Annotated in this window: 29 protein-coding genes; 21 read left to right on the top strand and 8 right to left on the bottom strand. The window is 44.1% G+C overall.

Going from position 1 to position 20,662, the window contains the following annotated elements:
- Window positions 1–7: 7 nt before the first annotated feature.
- The 14 genes from DESYODRAFT_RS05505 (at window position 8) to DESYODRAFT_RS05570 (ending at window position 10,199) form a co-directional block, all read left to right on the top strand.
- Window positions 8–994, top strand: a complete 987-nt coding sequence (locus DESYODRAFT_RS05505; RefSeq protein WP_007780487.1) for an XkdQ/YqbQ family protein — start codon at window positions 8–10, stop codon at window positions 992–994.
- Window positions 994–1,350: a DUF2577 domain-containing protein gene (locus DESYODRAFT_RS05510; protein ID WP_007780489.1), complete on the top strand. Its 357-nt coding sequence runs from the start codon at window positions 994–996 to the stop codon at window positions 1,348–1,350. The genes DESYODRAFT_RS05505 and DESYODRAFT_RS05510 overlap by 1 nt, the downstream gene beginning before the upstream one ends.
- Window positions 1,347–1,748 (top strand): DUF2634 domain-containing protein, encoded by a 402-nt coding sequence (locus DESYODRAFT_RS05515; RefSeq protein ID WP_007780491.1) that lies wholly within the window; start codon window positions 1,347–1,349, stop codon window positions 1,746–1,748. The genes DESYODRAFT_RS05510 and DESYODRAFT_RS05515 overlap by 4 nt, the downstream gene beginning before the upstream one ends.
- Window positions 1,749–2,786 carry a baseplate J/gp47 family protein gene (locus DESYODRAFT_RS05520; RefSeq protein ID WP_007780493.1) on the top strand — a complete coding sequence of 346 codons (1,038 nt, stop codon included), beginning with the start codon at window positions 1,749–1,751 and terminating at the stop codon, window positions 2,784–2,786.
- A 4-nt stretch (window positions 2,787–2,790) separates the two neighbouring features.
- Window positions 2,791–3,207: a hypothetical protein gene (locus DESYODRAFT_RS05525; protein WP_007780495.1), complete on the top strand. Its 417-nt coding sequence runs from the start codon at window positions 2,791–2,793 to the stop codon at window positions 3,205–3,207.
- 3 nt (window positions 3,208–3,210) lie between these two features.
- Entirely contained in the window at window positions 3,211–4,236 is a 1,026-nt protein-coding gene (locus tag DESYODRAFT_RS05530) for a DUF2793 domain-containing protein (RefSeq protein WP_007780497.1), read from the top strand.
- 12 nt (window positions 4,237–4,248) lie between these two features.
- Window positions 4,249–5,124 carry a hyaluronate lyase N-terminal domain-containing protein gene (locus DESYODRAFT_RS29015; protein WP_007780499.1) on the top strand — a complete coding sequence of 292 codons (876 nt, stop codon included), beginning with the start codon at window positions 4,249–4,251 and terminating at the stop codon, window positions 5,122–5,124.
- A 4-nt stretch (window positions 5,125–5,128) separates the two neighbouring features.
- Window positions 5,129–5,740, top strand: coding sequence for a YmfQ family protein (locus tag DESYODRAFT_RS05540; RefSeq protein WP_007780501.1), 612 nt, complete (start codon window positions 5,129–5,131; stop codon window positions 5,738–5,740).
- 11 nt (window positions 5,741–5,751) lie between these two features.
- A complete protein-coding gene (locus tag DESYODRAFT_RS28895) occupies window positions 5,752–7,110 on the top strand; it encodes a tail fiber protein (RefSeq protein ID WP_007780502.1) in 1,359 nt (452 codons plus the stop codon).
- Entirely contained in the window at window positions 7,107–7,397 is a 291-nt protein-coding gene (locus DESYODRAFT_RS05550) for a hypothetical protein (RefSeq protein ID WP_007780505.1), read from the top strand. Before DESYODRAFT_RS28895 ends, DESYODRAFT_RS05550 begins: the two co-directional genes overlap by 4 nt.
- A 9-nt stretch (window positions 7,398–7,406) precedes the next feature.
- On the top strand, window positions 7,407–7,583 hold the full coding sequence (locus DESYODRAFT_RS28600) for a hypothetical protein (RefSeq protein WP_169315897.1): 177 nt from the start codon (window positions 7,407–7,409) through the stop codon (window positions 7,581–7,583).
- 69 nt (window positions 7,584–7,652) lie between these two features.
- The gene (locus DESYODRAFT_RS05555) at window positions 7,653–7,904 is read left to right on the top strand and encodes a hemolysin XhlA family protein (protein ID WP_007780510.1); all 252 of its coding nucleotides are present in this window, start codon (window positions 7,653–7,655) and stop codon (window positions 7,902–7,904) included.
- Window positions 7,905–7,918: 14 nt separating this feature from the next.
- The gene (locus DESYODRAFT_RS26500) at window positions 7,919–9,481 is read left to right on the top strand and encodes an N-acetylmuramoyl-L-alanine amidase (RefSeq protein WP_007780512.1); all 1,563 of its coding nucleotides are present in this window, start codon (window positions 7,919–7,921) and stop codon (window positions 9,479–9,481) included.
- A gap of 295 nt (window positions 9,482–9,776) precedes the next feature.
- Complete coding sequence (locus tag DESYODRAFT_RS05570; RefSeq protein WP_042338253.1) at window positions 9,777–10,199, top strand: hypothetical protein; 423 nt, start codon at window positions 9,777–9,779, stop codon at window positions 10,197–10,199.
- Between the two features lie 59 nt (window positions 10,200–10,258).
- Here the strand turns inward: DESYODRAFT_RS05570 and DESYODRAFT_RS05575 are convergent, their stop codons facing one another.
- From DESYODRAFT_RS05575 to DESYODRAFT_RS05595, 5 genes are all read right to left on the bottom strand, one after another.
- Window positions 10,259–10,435 carry a hypothetical protein gene (locus DESYODRAFT_RS05575; protein WP_007780520.1) on the bottom strand — a complete coding sequence of 59 codons (177 nt, stop codon included), beginning with the start codon at window positions 10,433–10,435 and terminating at the stop codon, window positions 10,259–10,261.
- A 14-nt stretch (window positions 10,436–10,449) separates the two neighbouring features.
- On the bottom strand, window positions 10,450–11,631 hold the full coding sequence (locus DESYODRAFT_RS05580; RefSeq protein ID WP_007780523.1) for an SDH family Clp fold serine proteinase: 1,182 nt from the start codon (window positions 11,629–11,631) through the stop codon (window positions 10,450–10,452).
- A gap of 338 nt (window positions 11,632–11,969) precedes the next feature.
- Complete coding sequence (locus DESYODRAFT_RS05585; protein WP_007780526.1) at window positions 11,970–12,419, bottom strand: hypothetical protein; 450 nt, start codon at window positions 12,417–12,419, stop codon at window positions 11,970–11,972.
- 241 nt (window positions 12,420–12,660) lie between these two features.
- Window positions 12,661–12,891 (bottom strand): hypothetical protein, encoded by a 231-nt coding sequence (locus DESYODRAFT_RS05590; RefSeq protein WP_157137112.1) that lies wholly within the window; start codon window positions 12,889–12,891, stop codon window positions 12,661–12,663.
- A 51-nt stretch (window positions 12,892–12,942) separates the two neighbouring features.
- A complete protein-coding gene (locus DESYODRAFT_RS05595; protein WP_007780530.1) occupies window positions 12,943–13,617 on the bottom strand; it encodes a DUF2786 domain-containing protein in 675 nt (224 codons plus the stop codon).
- Window positions 13,618–13,775: 158 nt separating this feature from the next.
- Here DESYODRAFT_RS05595 and DESYODRAFT_RS05600 point away from each other — a divergent pair, with 158 nt between their 5' ends.
- Window positions 13,776–13,985: a helix-turn-helix domain-containing protein gene (locus DESYODRAFT_RS05600; protein ID WP_242833541.1), complete on the top strand. Its 210-nt coding sequence runs from the start codon at window positions 13,776–13,778 to the stop codon at window positions 13,983–13,985.
- 310 nt (window positions 13,986–14,295) lie between these two features.
- Here the strand turns inward: DESYODRAFT_RS05600 and DESYODRAFT_RS05605 are convergent, their stop codons facing one another.
- Window positions 14,296–15,459, bottom strand: a complete 1,164-nt coding sequence (locus DESYODRAFT_RS05605; protein WP_007780534.1) for a ComEC/Rec2 family competence protein — start codon at window positions 15,457–15,459, stop codon at window positions 14,296–14,298.
- Window positions 15,460–15,676: 217 nt separating this feature from the next.
- Between DESYODRAFT_RS05605 and DESYODRAFT_RS05610 the strand changes: the two genes are divergently transcribed.
- Window positions 15,677–16,024, top strand: coding sequence for a hypothetical protein (locus tag DESYODRAFT_RS05610; RefSeq protein WP_007780536.1), 348 nt, complete (start codon window positions 15,677–15,679; stop codon window positions 16,022–16,024).
- A 157-nt stretch (window positions 16,025–16,181) separates the two neighbouring features.
- On the opposite strand, the gene DESYODRAFT_RS05615 is transcribed toward DESYODRAFT_RS05610, so the two are convergent.
- Window positions 16,182–16,385 carry a helix-turn-helix transcriptional regulator gene (locus DESYODRAFT_RS05615; protein WP_007780538.1) on the bottom strand — a complete coding sequence of 68 codons (204 nt, stop codon included), beginning with the start codon at window positions 16,383–16,385 and terminating at the stop codon, window positions 16,182–16,184.
- A gap of 135 nt (window positions 16,386–16,520) precedes the next feature.
- Here DESYODRAFT_RS05615 and DESYODRAFT_RS05620 point away from each other — a divergent pair, with 135 nt between their 5' ends.
- From DESYODRAFT_RS05620 to DESYODRAFT_RS05635, 5 genes are all read left to right on the top strand, one after another.
- The gene (locus tag DESYODRAFT_RS05620; protein ID WP_007780540.1) at window positions 16,521–16,709 is read left to right on the top strand and encodes a helix-turn-helix domain-containing protein; all 189 of its coding nucleotides are present in this window, start codon (window positions 16,521–16,523) and stop codon (window positions 16,707–16,709) included.
- Between the two features lie 121 nt (window positions 16,710–16,830).
- A complete protein-coding gene (locus DESYODRAFT_RS26970; protein ID WP_007780541.1) occupies window positions 16,831–16,989 on the top strand; it encodes an aspartyl-phosphate phosphatase Spo0E family protein in 159 nt (52 codons plus the stop codon).
- Between the two features lie 3 nt (window positions 16,990–16,992).
- Window positions 16,993–17,289: a hypothetical protein gene (locus DESYODRAFT_RS05625; protein ID WP_007780543.1), complete on the top strand. Its 297-nt coding sequence runs from the start codon at window positions 16,993–16,995 to the stop codon at window positions 17,287–17,289.
- 138 nt (window positions 17,290–17,427) lie between these two features.
- Window positions 17,428–17,649, top strand: coding sequence for a hypothetical protein (locus DESYODRAFT_RS05630; protein WP_007780545.1), 222 nt, complete (start codon window positions 17,428–17,430; stop codon window positions 17,647–17,649).
- Window positions 17,650–18,101: 452 nt separating this feature from the next.
- Window positions 18,102–19,484, top strand: a complete 1,383-nt coding sequence (locus DESYODRAFT_RS05635; RefSeq protein ID WP_007780548.1) for an MFS transporter — start codon at window positions 18,102–18,104, stop codon at window positions 19,482–19,484.
- 169 nt (window positions 19,485–19,653) lie between these two features.
- Here DESYODRAFT_RS05635 and DESYODRAFT_RS05640 read toward each other — a convergent pair whose 3' ends face one another.
- Window positions 19,654–20,463: a DUF3102 domain-containing protein gene (locus DESYODRAFT_RS05640; protein ID WP_007780551.1), complete on the bottom strand. Its 810-nt coding sequence runs from the start codon at window positions 20,461–20,463 to the stop codon at window positions 19,654–19,656.
- Window positions 20,464–20,662 lie beyond the last annotated feature (199 nt).

Genomic DNA, 20,662 nt, shown 5'->3' on the forward strand with positions numbered 1-20,662 from the left:
GTGTACTGTGCTAAAAATACTGATCGATAACAAAGATGGAAACGTGTGGGATATATCTAAGATCGTTGCCGACGTAACCTGGAAAACCAGCAGAATCGGTAAAGCTGGCAGCTTGGAATTTACTCTGATCAAAAACGCTTTAGGGCAAGACGCAGCCTTCAAGTACAGCAATGGAGATATTGTCCGGGTCCAGGAAGTAGAGGATAATATTAATGTTTTCTACGGCTATATCTTTTCCGTCGAAGGGGGAAGGGACGAGGCAGTTAAGATTACTTGCTATGATCAACTACGGTACCTCATGGCGAATGAAACCTATGTCTTAGCAAACGTCACAGCCTCTGATGTTGTTCGAAGAATCGCTGCTGATTTTCAACTAAAACTTGGACGGATCGATGATACGGGGTATATAATTCCGACGATGTCCCAAAATGACCAAAAGCTTTTTGATACGATCTGCAAGGCCTTAGATTTAACCCTGATGAATACCGGGCTGAACTATGTGTTCTTCGATGACTTTGGGGCTTTATCAGTGCGGAATATTGAGGACCTACTGCTGGATTTCATCATTGGCGATGGTAGCCTCATGACAGACTATACCCATAAAGTATCAATCGACCAAGACACCTACAACAAGATTAAGCTTTATAAAGACAACAAGGAAACCGGCCAGCGCGAAATCTATCAGGCCTATGATAGTGCCAATATGGCTAAGTGGGGGGTGCTGCAGCTCTACCAAAGCGTGGATGAAAATATGAACGCTGCTCAGATTAATGAACTGCTCGATAATCTGGCCACATTGAAAAACCGAGAGTCAAGGACTCTGAAAATTGAAGCTATTGGTGATCTTCGAGTGAGGGCCGGAAGTTATCTAAGGATACAGATCCAAGAATATGGAATCAATCAGCCTTTCCTGGTGGATGAATGTAAGCATTATTTCGAAGGTGCAGATCATACCATGAGCCTGGAACTTAAAGCAATTATGAAGGTGGTATAATGGCAAGTTTATTGGATGTAATAAAAGCTGCCGGGATAGATGCTGTGGGAGCTTCAAACCCCGTGAATATCATGTTTGGAGAGATACTAACCATAAGTCCGCTGAGTGTAAAAGTAGACCAACGCTTTACGCTGCCGGCGGATTTTTTAGTTGTACCTGAAAGCCTGATTAAATACGAAGCCGACCTGACCCATGCACATCAATACACAGACGATGGATCATCAAAAACTACAGCTACAGCCCTGACAACCAAGCTCATTATCCGCCCCGGTCTAAAGGTAGGGGACAAAGTCCTGCTGCTCAGGGTCCAAGGCGGGCAGAAATTTGTAATCTTAGACAAGGTGGTGACAACATGATACCGACCGGTGGAAGTATCAACAATGGTGTGATTGAAGAAACGGAGCAGCCATCCCTCACCTGGAAGTTGGATGCAGCTAAAGAACGAATTGCCGGCAGACTGGACGGCCTTGAGGCAGTCAAACAGGCTGTCTTTAAAATTCTGGGAACACCTCGTTATCATCACTTAATCTATACGACAAACTATGGTTCTGAGCTGGAAACCTTGATCGGAATGAACCCGGTCTTTGTAAAATCAGAAGCTGCCCGCATGATCAGAGAAGCGTTAACCCAGGATGATCGAATCACCGGCGTTGAGAATATCCAAACTACGGTCACGGGGGATGGTTTGCTCATTGAGTGCACAGTTATCAGCAAATATGGGAGTTTTGAGATAACGCAGGAGGTGAGGGCGTAAGTGTATGAGGACCAAACGTATGAGTCCATCTTGGCCAGAATGCTGGACCGAATACCTGCGGATCTGGACAAACGAGAGGGCAGCATTATTTATGACGCCCTCTCTCCGGCTGCAGCAGAACTGGCCCAGGCTTATGCAGAATTAGAAGTCAACCTAAAGCTATTCTCAGCTCAAACATCAAGTGGAGACTATCTGGAATTAAGGACGGCGGATTATGGGGTAACTCGTAGAGTCACCACGAAGGCCCAGCGGAAGGCAATGTTTTACGGGCAAAATGATACCCTGTTGGATGTGGCCATCGGCAGCCGCTTTTCCATTGAGCAAGTAAAGTACGCTACCAAAGAAAAAATCGCGCCGGGTCAGTATATTCTGGAGTGTGAAGTGGCGGGTAGTGTAGGCAATCAGCACTTTGGCACGTTACTTCCTATTGATTACATTAATGGACTTGTAAGAGCTGAATTAGCTGACATACTTATCCCTGGGACAGACATTGAAACCGACGACAGCCTCAGGCAGCGCTACCTGCAGCGAGTTCGGCAGCCGGCAACGTCTGGGAATGCAGCTCAATATCGACAATGGGCCCTTGAAGTATCTGGCGTGGGAGATGCGAAAGTTTTCCCCTTGTGGGCAGGGTCAGGAAGTGTGAAGCTTGTTATCGTGGATGCTGGAAAACAGCCGGCTACCTCCACTTTGGTGGACGCTGTATCAGACTATATTGAGACCGTGCGCCCTATCGGTGCTGACGTGACCGTTGTTTCGGCAGCAGCTAAAGAGATTGGTGTCTCAGCGGTGGTCACTTTGGCGGCAGGTTATGCTATCCAAGGAGTGATAGATGCTTTTAGGGCAGCCCTGGGAAGTTATCTGCAGGATACAGCTTTTACCAGCACCTATATCAGTTATGCTAAAGTGGGAACCATATTGCTAAGCACACCGGGTGTCCTTGATTATACAAATTTGACAGTCAATGGTGGCAATGTAAATGTAGCTTTGGCGGATGAAGAAATACCGGTGCTGGGAACCATAGGATTGGGGGTATGAAGAAATGCCCTATCCTGAGGAACTTGATCAGTTTTTAAAAAAGCTGAATAAAAAGCCTGATGGCAGCAGTTATACTGTCGAAGAAGAATTATTCATTAACGATGGGGTGTATAATGGCTTTTTAGGTCACGACAACATTACAAACAGCACAATCAGGGTTTACACAGGGCCACAGTTCACAGGTAGCCCTGTGACGAATTTCATCGTATCCATTCCATCGGAAACACCCTGGAAACGAATCATAAAGGTTTTTGCAGACACAGAGACGGTCTATGTCACCTATGAGACCCCTGGGGATATGGTGGAGGCGGAGGATGTTAATGGTTTACAAGATTGCCTGATCCGAACTCAGACGGAAATAGAGAGGTATAAAGCTGAGGGAATCATTGATGGTGGTGGATTTATCAGAGAGGAGGCATAACCATTGGCGGCACAAACAATTAAAATTCGCAGGGGCACCAAGTCTGATCTGGTGGCCTTGGGAGCATTAGCTGCAGGCGAAATGGGATTATGTACAGACACCAAGGAAGTTTACATCGGGGACGGCACTGCCAATGTTTTTGTCGGCAGGGCATTATCCGGGACAGAAGCGGCCCGGCCCAATGCCGGGACCTTAGGGCGGCTTTACTATGTTACCGGCGGCACCAATGCAGGCTATCTGTATTTCGATACAGGATCAGCCTGGGAGCGGGTCAATGCCCAGAAACTGACGGATCTGACCGGGACGCTAGATAACATTACGGACGGAACCAATTATGCTAAGGTCTTAAAAGCAGATACAACGTCTGGACATGTTAATAAGGTCTCGGATGGCACCAACACGAAAACTGCGGCTGAAATCAAGGCTCACATTGATGATGCGACCAAACACCGCCTTATCAATGACTCGGGGACAGCCATAACCGACTTATGGAGTGCTCAAAAGATCGGCAATGAGATTGAATTGGCCAAACATAATATTGAGCCCCAAGCTAGTGTGAAGAATCGTACCACGACGGCACCGCCCGGTAGCCCAGTGACCGGAGATCGCTATATCATCCCCAACAGCGCAACGGGGGTGTGGTCTGGAAAACAAGATCAGATTGCCGAATATGCATCAGGAGCCTGGACCTATTATCCCCCCCAGACCGGTTGGACTTGCTATGTTGATGAGGAACAAAAGATTTACTCTTGGAACGGTACAGCTTGGGTAAGGACCGGTGGAGCTCTGCAGACGATTACAGCCGGCAATGGTTTAACCGGAGGCGGGCAGGCCGATACGGTGACTTTGACGGTAGGGGCGGGGAACGGGATCAATGTTGCCTCGACATCAGTGAGTGCAAAAGCCGGAAAGGGAATCCTTGTCAACGGCACAGGTATTGAGGCCAATATCGATGCCAGCAGTCTTGTCTATGACTCGGCCAATGGTAACCGGTTAATGGTAGCCGTTGTCGATGGAGGAACATTCTAAGGAGGGGGGCTAATGCCAAGAAAAGTATTGATCCAGATTAGACGTGGGCTTGAGGGTAGCATTGGAAGTTTGGCAGTAGGGGAGTTAGGGTTTTGTACGGATACCAAAAAACTCTATATTGGAACGGATAGCGGCAATGAATTGCTGGTGGCCGCCCAAACCGTTGGGGATATGCTGAAAAGCATTTATGACACGAATAATGACGGTAAGGTTGACTTAAGTGAAGATGCCGATACCGTAGACGGAAAACACGCAAGTGATTTATATGTTTTAACACTGGCAGTACCATTTAATAATGGTGATAATCTTGATGACTTTATAACCCCAGGATGCTGGTACAGCTCAAATGCCGCGAAATCAGCTACATTATCAAATTGTCCTTCAGTGAGTTCTGGTGGGAAGTTGATTGTGGAGCATATTGGCTCAGCAAGCAATAGTACGCGGCAAAAATGGATTGTCAATTCCCAGAGTGCTATAGTTTACGAGAGGCAACGCACGAGTATAGGTTGGGGGTCATGGCAAAAAATTGCCAATCAATCCGATATTGCGGCACAGGTTTCCAAGTCAGGCGACACCATGACCGGCAAACTCACCCTACCAGCAAGCACAGCGGATAGTGCAAGCCTAAATATACCCCAAGGGGTAGGGCCATCATCCCTCGTAAACGGGGATATCCTTACGCTATCGGATGGGGTCTATGTGACCAGGGGCGGTACTAGATATATGATGCGAGATGCAGGGAATACCCCCGCTGTCTCACAAGCTGAAGCAGAAGCGGGAACGGTAACACAGCAAAGGGTATGGTCCCCTCAACGCGTTGCCCAAGCCATAGCGGCCCAAGCTTTATCCAAAGGACCTATAACCTGGAACCAGCTAAAGGGGGTGTAAGCCAATGGGGTACGGAAACCAAATCTATGGCACCACCCTTTTTGGGACTGACGGCAACGACGGGGATCAGCCGGAATATTTGGCACCTAACCTCATGAGATACTTGCCTGAGTATTATCAGAGCGTACGAGAAATGAAAAAGTTACAGGAGACTGCGTCCAATGAGATGGGTCTTTTTTTATTTTCCATGAATGACTTGCTGGACCAGTGTTTTATAGACACCGCCACATGGGGCCTGGATTTCTGGGAAAGTGAGCTGGGCCTAGAGACAGACCAAACAAAGCCTTATGCCCGTCGGCGGGAGCAAATTAAAGCTAAGATTCGCGGCTCGGGGATAACCACGAAGCAAATGATTAAGGACACGGCCAGTGCTTTCTCCGGTGGCGAGGTGGATGTGATTGAGTACCCGGCAGAGTACCGCTTCGAGGTTCGCTTTATTGGGACCAAGGGTATTCCGGCTAATATGCCCGGGTTTATGGCAATGATCGAGCAGATTAAACCGGCTCACTTGGGCTACAGCTTTAAATATACCTATACGTGGTGGGATTCTTTGAAACATCTCACTTGGAATAGCGTGAATGCTATGACCTGGAATGAGCTCAGAGTTTATGAGTAAGGAGGACAGTCATGCAAACAACAGCAAATTATGGACTGAAGAAACCGGACGGTACCGACGTTGTCAACATCCAAGATTTTAATGATAATGCCGATGTGACTGACACAACGTTAGCTGGTAAAGTGGACAAAGTCACCGGAAAGCAGTTGTCGACAGAAGACTATTCAACTGCCGAAAAAAGTAAGTTAGCCGGTATTGCAACAGGTGCCAATAATTATGTCCATCCATCCACACACCCGCCATCAATCATTGTTCAGGATAGTAGTAACCGTTTTGTAACCGACAGCGAAAAAAGCACATGGAATGGCAAGGCCGGAACCGCCGTGGCTACGACCGGCGCTAATGGACTAATGTCCAGCGCGGATAAAAGCAAGCTTGATGGCATCGCCACTGGGGCCAACGCCTATGTCCACCCCAGTGGTGATGGTAACCAGCATGTGCCGGCAACTGGGACAACCCATAACGGGCAAGTGCTTAGGTCTGGGGCAACGGCCGGCAGTGCTGCATGGGGGGCTTTGACTAAGAGTGATGTAGGGCTGGGTAATGTAGACAATACGGCGGATTCAGCTAAGAATGTCGCCTCAGCGGCGAAGCTTACGACAGCCAGGACCATCAGCTTAACCGGCGATGTGACAGGCTCGGCCAGCTTTGATGGATCGGCAAATGCCTCCATTACCGCCACGGTGGCTGATGACAGCCATAATCACATTATTGCTAATGTAGACGGGTTGCAGAGTGCGCTCAACGCAAAGGCCGATCAGACTGTTGTTACTGCGCATTTGGCGGAAGATGCGACATTAACCACTAAAGGGCATGTGCAATTATCGAGTAGCACAACAAGCACAAGCACGACTCTTGCAGCTACTCCAAGTGCAGTAAAAGTCGCCATGGACAAGGCTAATGCTGCAATCCCATCTTCGCAAAAAGGTGTTGCAAACGGTGTCGCAACGCTAGGAGCAGATGGTAAAATCTCTTTTTCACAACTGCCTGTTTTATCTGCGTCTGGAATATTTTCAGATACAACCACTGTGATTGGTGCGGGAATGACATATACCAAAACAATACCATTAGAAATTGAAGCCAAAACTGGTAGTATAATAATTTTTGCAGGCGGTATGGCTTATTATATGTTCAACACAAATCCCGCATCTACTAAGGGCTTTGATAGGTCATCAAGCAATCAAGCAATTAACTGGCGTGATTTGGGCAGTGGCACTAGTCCGTGGAACTATATGTCATCATCCAATAGTAATTTAAGGCTTACAGGATGCTATATTGAGGGAACTAACCTTAAATTGGTAATTTATAATTATGGTGCTTCGAATGAGACTCTAGGTATCCAAAGTTGTACATGGGAGGTACAAGCATGAGAGAGATAATTTATCGTAAATCTGATTTGACTTGTGTAGGCACTGTAACTGAAGGGATGACTATTGAACAAGAAATTGAACTTAATGTTATTCCTAATTATGGAGGCTCTTTCGAAAACTATGATTTTATTGAAACTGATGTAAAGTATTTCGATTTAGAATTGATCGACGAAAAGGTTACTGTGGTGGCTAGCAAGGCTCCCGATCCCTTACCGCCAGAGCCAACATATGAGGATTATCTATTGGACTTAGATTTTAGGTTATCAATGGTTGAATTGGGGTTATAAGGAGGAGTAATGATGTTAACTTACACTTACTGCAAAAAGGTAATTGAGAACACGACGTATACTAGTCAAACGCAAAAGGATGAGATACTGGTTAAATTAGATGTGTTTTTGCTTAATGATCGTATAAATGATGTACAGTATCAGGAATTATCAGCACTGTTGGCCGCCAAATCGATTGCTGCATAGTAGACCCATTATGCGCAGCGAAGAGACGCCTAAGGGCGTTATTTTTATGTCTAAAAGGAGTTGAGGCGGGTGGGAGACCTACAGGAAGTAGTCATTGATATCCGGGAGCGCGTAGTAAGGGTCGAAACAAAATTGGATGCTCAAAACGACCTCAGGGAGAGGGTGTGCGCCGTTGAAGAAAAGGCCACAGAAACAGAGCAGCGATCAAAATCAAACACTCATCGAATTGACAAACTTGAAGCAAACAATACATGGCTCTGGCGCACCGTCGCTGGGGCCATTATTAGTGCGGGGGTAGGGGCTATGGTTATTTTTAAGTAAGGGAGGAGAATTAGATGTTAAAGGAAAATGACGAAGCCCGAAAAGAGGTTAACCTCGATATATGGCACAAGGCAGGTTATGACGGGGAAGGTATAAACATTTTGCTCTGTGATCTAAATGGCACGATACTCCCTCATATGAAAGAGTATTGTGTCTCAGTTGATCCCGAGAAAAAAATGGTCAATGAACCCAAGCACAACACTTATACAGCCCAGGTGTTGCATGAAGCTTTACCAAAGGCAACTATTTATGTAGCCCCATGGACTTTCTCAGCCAAGGAAATAGGCGAGTGGCTAGATGCAAATCCTGGATTAATCCACTTGGCTAACGTCAGTTTATCCAGTCCAGTGTCTAGCGAGTACGATGTGTTTAAGCGTCACAACATTCCGGTTTGCTGTTCATCCGGTAATAACTCCAAGCGCACAAAATATGGCGTAAGCTTCCCCGCTGACCTCGAATGGACGATTGCCGTCGGAGCTTATAATTGGGCTGATAAGGGACTCTATGCTAATGACGTAGTAGATTATTCAAATGGTGGAGAGGCTTTAGACGCGGTATCCTGTACGAATATATGGGTTAAGACTCAAGAAGGAAATTTGCTTAAATACACTGGAACGAGCACATCTTCACCGTGGGGATGTGGGACATTGGGCGCTTATCTTCACTGGCGACTGAAAAATGGGTTACCTACCTTAGGCCAATCTGAGGCTAAAACGTTCATCCGTGAAAACTGCATAGATATTAGGACAGAAGGCTTTGACTACGACAGCGGTCACGGTCTTTTTTGTTTACCCAAAGAGATACCGAAGGTTGAAATCCCACCAAAGGAGGTACCTATGTCAACACCATACAACCGTAATATCCAAGCCCTTGTGATCCACCATATGGGGGACGGTCTACCGCCAGAGAGATCAATCCTACAGCGCTGGAATCCTTACAGTTACGATTATCCGGAATACGATTACGGAATTGAGGCAGACGGGACAATCCGGACAGGAAGGCCTCTCAGTATCCAGGGATCTCACGCCATAAGCAACAAAACGCCATACAACCAGAGAGGCTATCAATGGTGGAATCGTAATGCTATTGGGGTTGGCCTAGCTGGGGATTTTACGTTGTACCCTATGCCGGCAGCACAGTTTAGGGCGCTGGTTACCCTCGTGAAGCGTTTAATGGCTGAACATGGATTAACGCTCGACAACGTCTACCCACATGGTCAGGTGACGTATACTGATTGTCCAGGCTGCACCTACAGTAAGGTGCCCGCATTGACAAAGGGGTTATGGTCCTATGATGAATTTGAACAGGCAGTATTAATCGAGGAGGAAGATGACGTGTTAGATGTAGCTGTTTTACTATTTACCAAAGAGGACTATTGGGCTGGTGTAGACGTTGCCGCCCGGCATAACTGCGCTGTGTTTGTGCGCCCGGCCGGCAATACGGTTCCGCCTGATGCGTGGCACGCGAAGCAGTTGATCGTGATCGGCGGCCCGACAACAGGCCACGCCAATGAGGTGCTGCTATCCGGCAATGACAAGTACGATACTGCGGCTGCGGTGGCGAAGTATTTGGGGTGAGATTAATGGATATTAATGCACTATCAAAAATTCGTGATCTTAAGCGCAAACAGATTGAGGAATTAACGAGGGAAGTTGACGAAATCGAGACAACCCTGCAAGTGTTAGAGAAATATAAAAGGGATAAAACAAAAGTCCTGGCAGTTAGCAAGGGAGCATGTCCGTTTCCTGAATCGTGTAGTAAGCGTGATGTATGTACACTAAGTCATTGCGACGCCGATACCTGCTCTAACGGATATGCATATCGTTTTAGTTAATATTCGCAAGCGCTTGCCAATTTGAGAGAGGATGATTAATGATGCCAACAGATTTATTTACTACGTCTTACCTGGGGAGCTATGCTGGCCTGGTTGCCGTGACGTATCTCCTGGTCCAGTTTTTCAAGGAGCCCGTGAAAAAATACCTTAACGATTGGTGGATCCGGATCATGGCCGTGGGCTTTGCTCTGGCGATCCAGCTCTTTACCTTGTTTGTCAGCGGTAATTTTACCGTGGAGGCTGTTGGTCTCGCTGTGCTTAACTCGTTCCTTGTGGCGATCACGGCGGCCGGCACCCATAACATTAGTCAGCCTAGCACTCAATTTACTGTGGGCACAATCGATGATTATGAGCCAGTTATTTATAAGCCCCAGGTACCAGATGTTAGCCCGCCGATTATTACGCCACAGTCTAGCGTGCAGGCCGATAGTGATCCGGTAGCACAGGTGGTACAATCATAGACATGACGGAGCCCTCTCTCGCTTAGGCGGGGGAGGGCTTTATGCATACTATAAAGTCTTTATCTAACTCCATAAAAGTATTGTTCTTCGCTACACGTTTGATATATCCCAATATTAATACGATCTCTTGGGGATGAAACCTTAGAATATTCTCCATCCTTAGTTCGTTCTAAAAAGGTCATTAAGGAATTCATTTTTTCGTTACTAAAAGTTTTATTATCCTCCATCTTTTTCATAAAATTAACCCCTCTCAATTATTTACTAACTTCCTTTTTATTTGGGTCTCGATCTCGTTTTTGATTCCACTAAGATCAATAGTAAAACCACATTCACAAATAATTTTATCATCTTTGGGAAACGGAAGGAATCCCTTAGCAACTAAATCCTTGTCAATTTGAGGATCTTCAGCGAATTTTCCATATAATTTATGCGTTTTACCACAATTCGGACACTGTTGATTGATTTCAACAACATCAGGTAAACGATTTTGTGGGACTGGTATTGGGGCACTCCCGGGTACCCCCTGACGGAATATCTTATTTTCGGCTGTTGCAAATATTTTAAAAGTAGTAGTAGTATCAAAGAGTAGTCTGCACACTGTTTGAATTCTATATACGATATCGCTTAATCTTAGGTCATCGTCTACTCTTTTAACAGTTAAACCGATTTCTTTAAGATTTTCAATTTTTATAGATCTTCCGTGAGACCGCCATAGTGAATGATTGGTTAATTTGGTAGCGATATCCTGAGCTACTTTGCTTTTCATATCCTCTGTTACCGGTAATTGCCTTGTCTCGGTTGTTATCCAATTTTTAAATTTATATTTTACTAACCATTCACACACCAAATCTTCAGCAAATTTCAAGGCGTTAAAAACACTGCCTAACTCTCCAGGTGTTATTTGTGCAATCATTGTGGCATCAAATGGGTTCAACGCCTTCTGTTCGTCAGCCTCTTTTCTCTTTTCTTCGACCCATTCGATGTAATCGTAGGCCGATATGACCGAACGGCCTATTCTCATTTGAGCATCAATTGGACCAAGGCTACCAGTTTCAGTCATTAATATTTCATCGCCAGAAAGAACAATGATTGTTCCAGCGCTTTTAGCCTCTCCGCTAACAACAAATGAGACACCCTCAAAATTGTTCCTAAGAAAACGAACAATTTCCTCAGCAGTTTCTCCGCTTCCACCTGGGGTTTCAATATAAAAATCAACATTAGTAATACCGTCCTTATTAGAGAGCAAATCAGTAATTACATAGTAGTCAGATTGAATTAGCTCAACCCCGGGGATGGGTTTTCCGTTTGCGGCTACATAAATAAAGAGATATGTTCCTCTAATCTTATTGTATTCTTTAATGAGGCGTATTAGCTCCTGCTCTAAATCTATGGAACTTAATCTTCGGTTTATGTATTCGTTTAGCAAGCTCATAATATGTAGCATCCTCCTATAAATCAATTAATTTAATAGATAATTCTATTAATTAATTGATAATCCTTCAATATTTATTAGAATTTTTAAAATATATTATCCCAAATAAATTAGGACGTTAAAGATTTAATAGGGGAGAGTCCCGCCAAGCTCTCCCCCTTTAAATGGATGACTAGTATTGCCTAAAATACACTATGCCAGATCGTCCCATAAGGTTACAAGCATAGGCAAATAAACTAGCCTGCTTTTTCTGAAAGGTCAAAATAAGATAGAAGATGGATGCTATTGTGATTTATTCACAATAGCATCCATCTTCTATTATGCAATATTCCAACGACTTAGAATTTGAAATAACCAAAGGAATCAAAAGTAGAAAAAGTAGGCTCGTAATACACTGATTGTAGTTGTACTCGATATATATGGTTTTTAATTAGGCCAGCAGTTGGAAGATACATTATTGTTCCTCCGCCTAAATACTCGGGGCTATCTGGAGTAATCGTTATATGCCCAGTCCAGTAGAAATATCCAGGAATATGGTTGCCGGCTGAATCAACCTCAGATACGGCAATATGATACATCGCGGGGCAAGCTCCCGCAAATCTAAAGCCAACCAGATGGGTATCACCGTCGACCCAAGCTACTCCCGGATTACTAGGAGTCGTTTGGTAAGATGGGATTTGTAAATAAACATAATCGGTTACTGCTAATGCCGGAGTGGACGTCATGAAAACACACATTATTACCATAACTATGGATAATATAGATTTTTTTACGATTGACCTTCTCATAATATGTTCACCTTCCAAAAAAAATATTTTGGATGCGCAACCAATATATAGAATATAACAAAAATAATACCAATTTACAATACTTATTTACATAAATGGATGAAATTAGTAGGTTATATTCTATTTTCAAAGATCAAGTATATGTAAAGGCCAGCCATGCAAAGCCGACTCGAAGCGGGATCCCGCGACCTCCCCGGAGCTTGTCCGGGTGAGGTTTCGGCAGCTTCCCAGGTGGCCATCGTCAGGCGGGGTCGATATTCTCTACTTTTTCGATGCTGTAATAATGGGTTACAATCCCAAGCGAAAACTCTTTCTTTATGTTAATGATGGTTTCCATAATTTCGTCCATGTCAATTGGCACATTATGGAGAAGTCCTGTTGCAAGGGTTTCCATGCAACCATAGGCGTCACGAGCGGTGGCACACTCATAAGTAAGAGGAAAATGCCCATTTCCAACGGTGATTCTATACATACATATCATTCCTTTCCGCCGGGCTTAGCCGCCCGGCTTCGGCTTTATATCTTAAGCGTTAAGTCTTCCGCTAGGAGAGCTAAAATTCTTTCCGTCCCGGTACCCAGCTGACCGGGCGGAAGAGCTCCCTGATATCACAATACTGGAGGCGCGGCCTTTTTTGAGATTCATAGTTTCATACTCCTGGGTTACTAATGCATCTTTGACCAGAATTAGCCCCCAATTACACTTATCTACCTGTTCCTTGAATTTATCTTTTAAGCCTTGAATCCATCCCGACATGTAGTCATTTTTCATCCCGGTTGAGGTGCTCATGTTTTGAACTTTTCTCTCTTTTGCAAAAATCTTTAGGCCGTATTTAATGGCATCGCAAGCAAATTCAAAGGTTAGCTTGGCTAATTCAGCGTCCTGATCTAATCCGAGAAAAACGACACTGGATTTTCTGTGTATACGATTAGTGTAATGGTAGCATCGGAAGTTTTCCGAAATGACTCGTGCGATGCCTTTTTTCCACCATGGCAACCGTTCGTAGTTTGTTTTGATTCTAACGGCCTTTTTAAGGCACTCTTTTTCTTCACTGTGAATATCAACTTCAGATTGAGAAATATCGTGTTCAACCATAAGTTTTTGGGCCATAAGGAGGCAGGCTTGAGCCTCTTCCTTACTGGAGTTGTTTGTTGCCTTATTTAAGAGTAAGTGGACTTTATGAACAATCTTTTCATTCACTATTTTATTTCCTCCCCAGTAATTAATTTATTGGTTAATTTAATTAACTTCTTATACATAATATACACTTTTATAACTAAGATGTCAACTAAAATAATTAACTTCTTGACTAAATTTATTAATTTTGTTATTCTTAGGTTAGGGGGTTGATTATATTGGTGGAAAATAGATTGAGCGAAATCATGGGCCGTAAGCGGCTTAAAATATCTGATGTGGTTAAAGGCACTGAGCTTGCGAGAAATACGGTTGTTGAGCTTTATCATGGCCGGGCTAAAAGGGTTGACCTTGATACCCTGGACAAACTTTGTAGCTTTCTTGGCGTGGGAATAGGGGAGATATTTGAGCACAAAAAAGACGCCGGCAATTAGCCGGCGCTTTGTCACACATCCTGGGACAGGGGCATATAGTGTAGTGTTAAGAATATATCGCTGGAGCAGAAACCCGGTGTTACAGGAGCACTGGGCTTCTGCTTTTTCTATCTCATTTATATTTTTCTTTGACCAGAGCCGTCAGCAGATCGGTAATGATCTGCAGCTGCAACTCCTGTTTCTCATTAGCTTCCCTGACGCCGTTCCGCACGGCTAATCTAATAATTGTGTATAAGACAAGGGCTGCAATTCCCATGATAATTAAATAGACAAGGAAAAATCCTGTTACTCCTGATATCGTAATCGCCTCCTATGGCTTACAGATCCCACAAGGTGAGTATCCGGCGTTTATTAGATCATCCCGCGTACCGTCCATTTCGCCCTTGTTCTTAGTTGGTAGCTTACCACATGATGGATAATGAAACTTCTTTGTGCTTGTATTGATAATATAGTGATTAGTAGATTTCGAGGTTTGGGGTGGAGCGGGTGGAGGAGGCGACTTAGGGGTAGCCGTTGCCGGGGTCGGTGTCGCCTCCGGTGGTGCGTTAGCCTTTATTGTAGTAGCATTTTTATCTAAGGTAATGTTGGTACCATCGCTCGTGGCAACTATCGTTCCTGACTGATCGGTTCTGTAAACTTGCACATCGGCAGAGGCTAGACGGTTCAGGACTATGTCTGTCGGGTGCCCATAGGTGTTACCCTTGCCGACGGAGATTACAGCGTATTTAGGGCTCACAGCTTTTAAAAATGCTGCTGTTGTGGAGCTATCGCTCCCGTGGTGGCCTACTTTGAGTAGTGTTGCCTGGAGGTTTCCGTTTTTGAGCATCTCATTCTCTGATATGCTTTCGGCATCACCAGTCAAGAGGAATGATGTGTTGCCGTGCACGATTTTTAAGACTGCGCTGTAATTATTGAGGTCATCATACTTACTCCCCACAGGGGCCAAGAACGTCCCCGATATGCCGGGTACATCCAAGGCGACACCAGCATTAACCTGGATTCGTTTGGCTCCACTTGCCTTGACGGCATTTAGCATGTCCTCGAATGTTTTAGTTGTCGTCGTCGCGTTTGGCATATAAAATTTTTCCACCGGAAAAGCCTTAAGAACAACATCCATCCCACCAATATGGTCCTCGTGTGGGTGGGTAGCCACTGCTGCAGCTAGCTTGGTAACACCTTGGGCTTTGAGATAGTTTACAACAAAGCCGCCATCTTCATTATTCCCTGCGTCGACAAGGACGCTAGACTCGTCGGATTGGATGAGGATACAATCAGCCTGGCCTACGTCTAGGGAATGAACTTTAAGAGTACCTGAGATTGGCGCTGTGGCGGAGTTTTTTACAATGGTTTGCTGCGCATCGATAGAATTTGGTGTTATTGTACTTTTGGTGGAGTTTGAACAGCCAAATGAGAAAAATATTAGTGATAGAGAAATAAATAGTACAACAAGTTGTCTTGGTATATTCTTAAACATTTACCCCTCCTTATAGGAAATTTTTTAGATAAGCTATTTAATTCAATTTGAAAGCCTGATAATCCTTGTAGGATCATAATAAAAAACATAAAAAGATCGCAATCGCTGCTTTTTATCCCCACTTCTAATTTTGCCGCCGATAAGCTATAATAGAACACAAGTTCTACGAACGAACATATATCCGGGGCGAAGTTTGAGCAAGAAGGGGAGAGTTGGTATGGCAAAAGCTAAAAAGAAATACTCATTAGAGGAAACGAGGCATGAGATCCGAGAGCTTATTAAAGCGGCTGATGATTACCCTAAACTATCTAACGACATACCTGACGAACGGCATTGGAGGGATTTTCCCGGGGGATTTAGGATTTGCTTCACGAAGAACTGCATAGGCGAGGATAAGAGATATCATTTGTCCATCTCAAATTGTATAAGAAAAGCAAAGGATCTGGAAGCGATTGCTATTCTTAATCTTTTTGGCGTAGAGGGTGAGGTATACGAGACGCCTCCCTACGCAAATCCTAATGTTAGGCATTTTTGGTGGGACTGCAATAAGGGATTAGTCCATTAAACAAGTTAGATGAGGCATAAAATAAGCCCAGGGGAGTTAGTTCCCGGGGCTTATTTTATGCCATGAATTACCTGTTAATGTATACGCTATTTAGTTGTAAAATACACATAAGAGTTGTAAATAAAACTAACAAAAACCTCATTAGTAAATAAGGTTTTTAAAAAAGTCGAAAAATTCTTTCAACCGGCCTATTTAGTTTTTTGGCCATTCCTAGGGCAACAGCTAGAGATGGTTGGACTACGTTATTTTCGTACCGCGAGTACTGTTGTTGCTTGACCCCCAGGAAATTAGCCATTTCTTGTTGCGTGTCAATTTCCAGTTCATGGCGAATTTTACGCAAGCAATTCTTTACTTTAGGCATCTAAAATCTCTACTCTGTTTCTTTTTAATGCTAAGTATAAAAGATTTTAACGATTTGTAAACAGCTAAATTGTCGAAAACGTACCCCGGTTAGCTCGACAATTTAGTTTTTTATTTTTATTACAGTAGGTGTAAAGTGGAATTAGGTAAATACATACAAAAACGAAGAGAGGAGATAGGGTTAACCCGAAAGGAAATTGCAGCCTTGTTGGGGATTACTGAAGATTATTATAAGAAAATCGAGATAGGCTTACGAGTCCCCAGTATAAGGGTTAAGGCAAAAATTGCGGCGGTATTAAATATTTCTTTAAATGATATGACATAGCATATAACTTTCGACAAATTACCCCTTGTCTAAATTGACCCAAAGCGATATCATAAAAAACACGGCTATGGGAACATGTGTTCTGGTTAACGGATTATTAGTTCGGGGAGGGGCAATGACTATGTCAAAGTGGAACTTATTAATCAAAATCGAACGAAAGCGGAGGAGGCTAAACGAATTCGCCCTCGCTCCTACACTGAGTGATAATAAGATTGTTAGAGTGAGCAAAGAGCTTGATCAATTACTTAATCAGTATCATGCGCTGAGTAGGGAGGGGTAAGGGATGTCAAAGAAAAAGTCGAAGGCAAGTAAAGATCAGTTTGAAAATGAATTCCTTGATCCAGCAAAGGCGCAAGTTGAGGTCAAAGTTAGCTGTGATGGGGGCGACACCTGGGAAAGACGCAAAATTAGCATGGTATCAGGCTTGGAGGAGTCCGGTCTAATTGCCGGGGAAATATTTCAATTAAATGGCGAAAGATTTATGGTTGCAGAGGGCGAGGATGGTTTAGTTGTTGAGCAAATTAAAAAGCCTGAGCGAGAGAAATCAGCAATTATAAAAAAGCCTGTGAAAAGAAAATAAAGAAGGAAGACCGCGTTCTCTTGCCAGGGTCAGCGGTCTTCCTAAATAAGAATGGCACTTCCTAAGAAGGATTCTTATGCTTGTATTATATCCAGTTTTATCCTTCCTCGGCAAGTGGCAATTTGAGGAGGCAACACTGTGACAGATATTGAGCAAGATGTTTTTGAAAACGCATACAAGAGCGTCTTAAGTGATAAGCAGTATTTAAAATATACTGAAGAGGCAATAAGGCTTGGTCGGTCAATTATGAGCCTGCTTGGCAACAATAGTTCAATCTTTTTAGAATATGAGAGATATGTAAATTTAGCAGAAGGGATTTATTTAGAAAAAACATATCTTCTCGGGATGGACAATAGGTAAGGAAGCATTATATAATTATGCACTTTAAATTTGTTGGGTATTTTATGGTAGCTTCATGCCTAACAAAATGCCCAACAAAATATTTAGATATATAATTATAGCGTTAGTATCTGCCTTAACGATGATTTAAAGTAAATATTTACGTGATATAATCTGTATATCATGTTCGTTGAAAACACTATATTGTTTGAGTTGTGCGTTAAACTCATCGTATTACCTTGGGGTGGTAGAGGTCGCATGTTCAAATCATGTCGCTCCGACCAGTAAAATCAAGGCTTTTAGTCTTTTGGAAATAAGGCAATCGATTTTTAATCAGCTTTTTTAATTGGATTCCTCCCATTTTGGGGGGGATCTTTTTTAGTAACCCATTCATAGTTACGGTGGCCGCGACTTTTACCTCTGACATGACGTGTGCGTAGGTGTTACAACAACTCGTAGAAAGAAGGATTTTTGTGGAAAACATAGCCAATCAGAAAAATAACGGGGAAATATTGATGCGAATCTTGGCTTTAACACTTGTCTTTTCCGTGATGAATGCCACTATGTTTAATGTTGTTCTGCCTGTGATAAGTTTAGAGTACAATTTATCTCCTTCTCAGGTGAGCTGGATGCTCACAAGCTATATGATCGTGTACGCAATTGGCTCGGTCACTTATGGCAAGCTGGCGGATAAATACCGGCTGAAGGATCTGCTGACTTTCGGCTTGGTGTTTTTTGCCATAGGCTCTATTGTCGGTTTCCTGGCGACCCAATACTGGATGATCATTCTTGGACGTGTTTTACAAGCTTCCGGTGCCTCAGTCATTCCAGCTACTGCGATGATTATTCCGGTTCGCTACTTCGCTCCGGAAAAAAGAGGGAAAGCTTTAGGAACTTCAGCGGTCGGTTTGGCACTAGGAAGCGCGCTCGGGCCAATCGTAGCAGGGATTGTGACCAGCCTATTCAGTTGGCGCTTTCTTTTTTTCTTATCTTTACTGCCCTTGATTGCCCTGCCCCTGTTCAGAAAATATTTAGATGACGAGAGAGGTCATACTGGCAAAATTGATTTAATCGGTGGTGCCTTGCTGGCGGTCACGGTTACTTTGTTTCTTTTGAGCATCACACAAGGAAAATGGTTATTATTCGTTGCAGGGTTAGTACTGCTGATCTTGTTCTTATTCCGGATTCACATGGCAGCAGAACCTTTTATTCAGCCCAGCCTCTTTAAAAACAGGAGTTATACTTTTGGACTTGTTCTTGCCTTTCTGACGTCATCTCTTACCTTTGCGCTGCCATTTATGACACCACAGTTTCTGGCTAAGGTGAATCATCTTTCCCCTGCCGTGATTGGCCTGATTATGTTTCCCGCAGCACTGTCATCAGCGCTAATGGGCCGTAAAGGCGGCAAGTTGGCCGATAAAAAGGGGAATCTGCTTCTGGTTTATACGGCTACATTCCTGCTTTTCGCCTGCTATAGCTTATTGTCCTCCTTTGTAGGTGCCTCACCGTTACTCATTATGATTTTTTTAATTTTCGGCAATCTGGGACAAACCTTTATGTCAATTGCCATGTCCAATACCATTTCCCGGACGTTAACCAGGGCGCAAATCGGAGTTGGGATGGGACTTTTCTCGATGTTAAATTTTATTTCCGGAGCAACCGCAACCAGCCTGATTGGAAAGATTTTGGATCATAATAAGACCGTGTTCCATTTTAATCCGATCATATCCAATAAAGCAGTCTTTATTTACAGCAACATTTTCTTCGTTCTTGCCTTCTTAATCGTTGTTGTAGCATTTCTATATTCTAAACAGTTCGGACCCACTCAGCAAACAATGCAGAAATCTACGTTGTAGCCTATCAAAGATATTGCTTTCCAGGATACGGCTATATAAAATGCAGAGGGTGTCAAAGGACTGATGCCAGTATCTAAACCTTACTACCGTTTCTGCGTGCCTTGGGGATAACAAAGAGATGCCGTACCCGGCATCTCTTTGCTGCGCTAGGCTCTGCCTTTTTTAATATTCAAAAAATTATCTTGATCGCAGGAGGATATTTCTTCAGCGTCTCACTCATGTTAGTGGTTATCTTTAACGCCTCTTCTCTATTTGCCTCTTTCTTCACCGGGTCTACTCTGTTTAAGGCGACGAGCGTTTTCAGCAGCTCCCCGTAGGCGCTGAGCATGTTGTCGCGATGCATGGCGTATTGGGCGTGGTATTTCATGCTGTCGGTATTGGCATTCTCTGTTGGCAGCGCAGTTTGCACAGTTTTCGGCTTGATGATTTTCCTTTCCACCCGGATTGGTTCCATAAGTTTATCCATAGGTTTATTCATTGGCTTATCCGCTGCCTCTTCCGCCTCTTCTTGCTTTAGCGTTACCTGATTTTTCGGCTCATGGAGGTTTTCTTCCTGAGGCGTCCGGCTATTTTCATTAATTGTCTGCCGCAGCTCCCGCTGGCTCATATTCCCAACATCATTGTCCGCTATAAATCGATCCCGGTCCTCCAGTGGGATGCCAAAGAGGATGAGTCCTTGGGTGTAGTTCAAATGTTGCATCGATGCACCATTTGGCCTCTCTTCCCCAACGGGGGAAGAGAGTATAGGCCCGTACTCCCGGAAGGTTTTCATCAGTCTGCTGGCAGTGCTTCGGGAGTAACTCACTGATTCAGTCAGCCATTTGAGCCACTCTCCATGGGGTACCAGCTCTTTGGCTTCCGTCAGACGCCGTCCGATCTCAACGGCGTTGCTAAGCAGCATCTTGCCGCTTTCTTCCTTGATAAAGTTAATCTCGGACGCGATTTGCTCAGGCGTCCTGTTGGAAATTTCCATTTTCATATCGGCTTCCCATCCTTTTGCGGAATGTCTTTTCAGATACCGCTATAGGATATGCCGAGCCTCAGACAAGCGTGAGGGCTATAGCCGCCAAAAATGCGGTTTGGACAAAGATGTTTTTCAACCTTAGTGTTGAAATATGAAAACGGGCTGGCAGCTGCCGGCGGTTCCCAAATCAGGCAAAGTGTGTTGGAAGATTCTC

Origin of the sequence: Desulfosporosinus youngiae DSM 17734, from assembly GCF_000244895.1 — a bacterium.
Classification (GTDB): Bacteria; Bacillota; Desulfitobacteriia; order Desulfitobacteriales; family Desulfitobacteriaceae; genus Desulfosporosinus; species Desulfosporosinus youngiae.

Excerpts from the sequence above, each read along its gene's own strand:
- DESYODRAFT_RS05510 (WP_007780489.1), top strand. The coding sequence starts at position 994 with ATGGCAAGTTTATTGGATGTAATAAAAGCTGCCGGGATAGATGCTGTG.
- DESYODRAFT_RS05515 (WP_007780491.1), top strand. The coding sequence starts at position 1,347 with ATGATACCGACCGGTGGAAGTATCAACAATGGTGTGATTGAAGAAACG.
- DESYODRAFT_RS05525 (WP_007780495.1), top strand. The coding sequence starts at position 2,791 with ATGCCCTATCCTGAGGAACTTGATCAGTTTTTAAAAAAGCTGAATAAA.
- DESYODRAFT_RS29015 (WP_007780499.1), top strand. The coding sequence starts at position 4,249 with ATGCCAAGAAAAGTATTGATCCAGATTAGACGTGGGCTTGAGGGTAGC.
- DESYODRAFT_RS05540 (WP_007780501.1), top strand. The coding sequence starts at position 5,129 with ATGGGGTACGGAAACCAAATCTATGGCACCACCCTTTTTGGGACTGAC.
- DESYODRAFT_RS28895 (WP_007780502.1), top strand. The coding sequence starts at position 5,752 with ATGCAAACAACAGCAAATTATGGACTGAAGAAACCGGACGGTACCGAC.
- DESYODRAFT_RS05550 (WP_007780505.1), top strand. The coding sequence starts at position 7,107 with ATGAGAGAGATAATTTATCGTAAATCTGATTTGACTTGTGTAGGCACT.
- DESYODRAFT_RS28600 (WP_169315897.1), top strand. The coding sequence starts at position 7,407 with ATGATGTTAACTTACACTTACTGCAAAAAGGTAATTGAGAACACGACG.
- DESYODRAFT_RS26500 (WP_007780512.1), top strand. The coding sequence starts at position 7,919 with ATGTTAAAGGAAAATGACGAAGCCCGAAAAGAGGTTAACCTCGATATA.
- DESYODRAFT_RS05570 (WP_042338253.1), top strand. The coding sequence starts at position 9,777 with ATGATGCCAACAGATTTATTTACTACGTCTTACCTGGGGAGCTATGCT.
- DESYODRAFT_RS05575 (WP_007780520.1), bottom strand. The coding sequence starts at position 10,435 with ATGAAAAAGATGGAGGATAATAAAACTTTTAGTAACGAAAAAATGAAT.
- DESYODRAFT_RS05580 (WP_007780523.1), bottom strand. The coding sequence starts at position 11,631 with ATGAGCTTGCTAAACGAATACATAAACCGAAGATTAAGTTCCATAGAT.
- DESYODRAFT_RS05585 (WP_007780526.1), bottom strand. The coding sequence starts at position 12,419 with ATGAGAAGGTCAATCGTAAAAAAATCTATATTATCCATAGTTATGGTA.
- DESYODRAFT_RS05590 (WP_157137112.1), bottom strand. The coding sequence starts at position 12,891 with ATGTATAGAATCACCGTTGGAAATGGGCATTTTCCTCTTACTTATGAG.
- DESYODRAFT_RS05605 (WP_007780534.1), bottom strand. The coding sequence starts at position 15,459 with ATGTTTAAGAATATACCAAGACAACTTGTTGTACTATTTATTTCTCTA.
- DESYODRAFT_RS05610 (WP_007780536.1), top strand. The coding sequence starts at position 15,677 with ATGGCAAAAGCTAAAAAGAAATACTCATTAGAGGAAACGAGGCATGAG.
- DESYODRAFT_RS05615 (WP_007780538.1), bottom strand. The coding sequence starts at position 16,385 with ATGCCTAAAGTAAAGAATTGCTTGCGTAAAATTCGCCATGAACTGGAA.
- DESYODRAFT_RS26970 (WP_007780541.1), top strand. The coding sequence starts at position 16,831 with ATGTCAAAGTGGAACTTATTAATCAAAATCGAACGAAAGCGGAGGAGG.
- DESYODRAFT_RS05625 (WP_007780543.1), top strand. The coding sequence starts at position 16,993 with ATGTCAAAGAAAAAGTCGAAGGCAAGTAAAGATCAGTTTGAAAATGAA.
- DESYODRAFT_RS05640 (WP_007780551.1), bottom strand. The coding sequence starts at position 20,463 with ATGAAAATGGAAATTTCCAACAGGACGCCTGAGCAAATCGCGTCCGAG.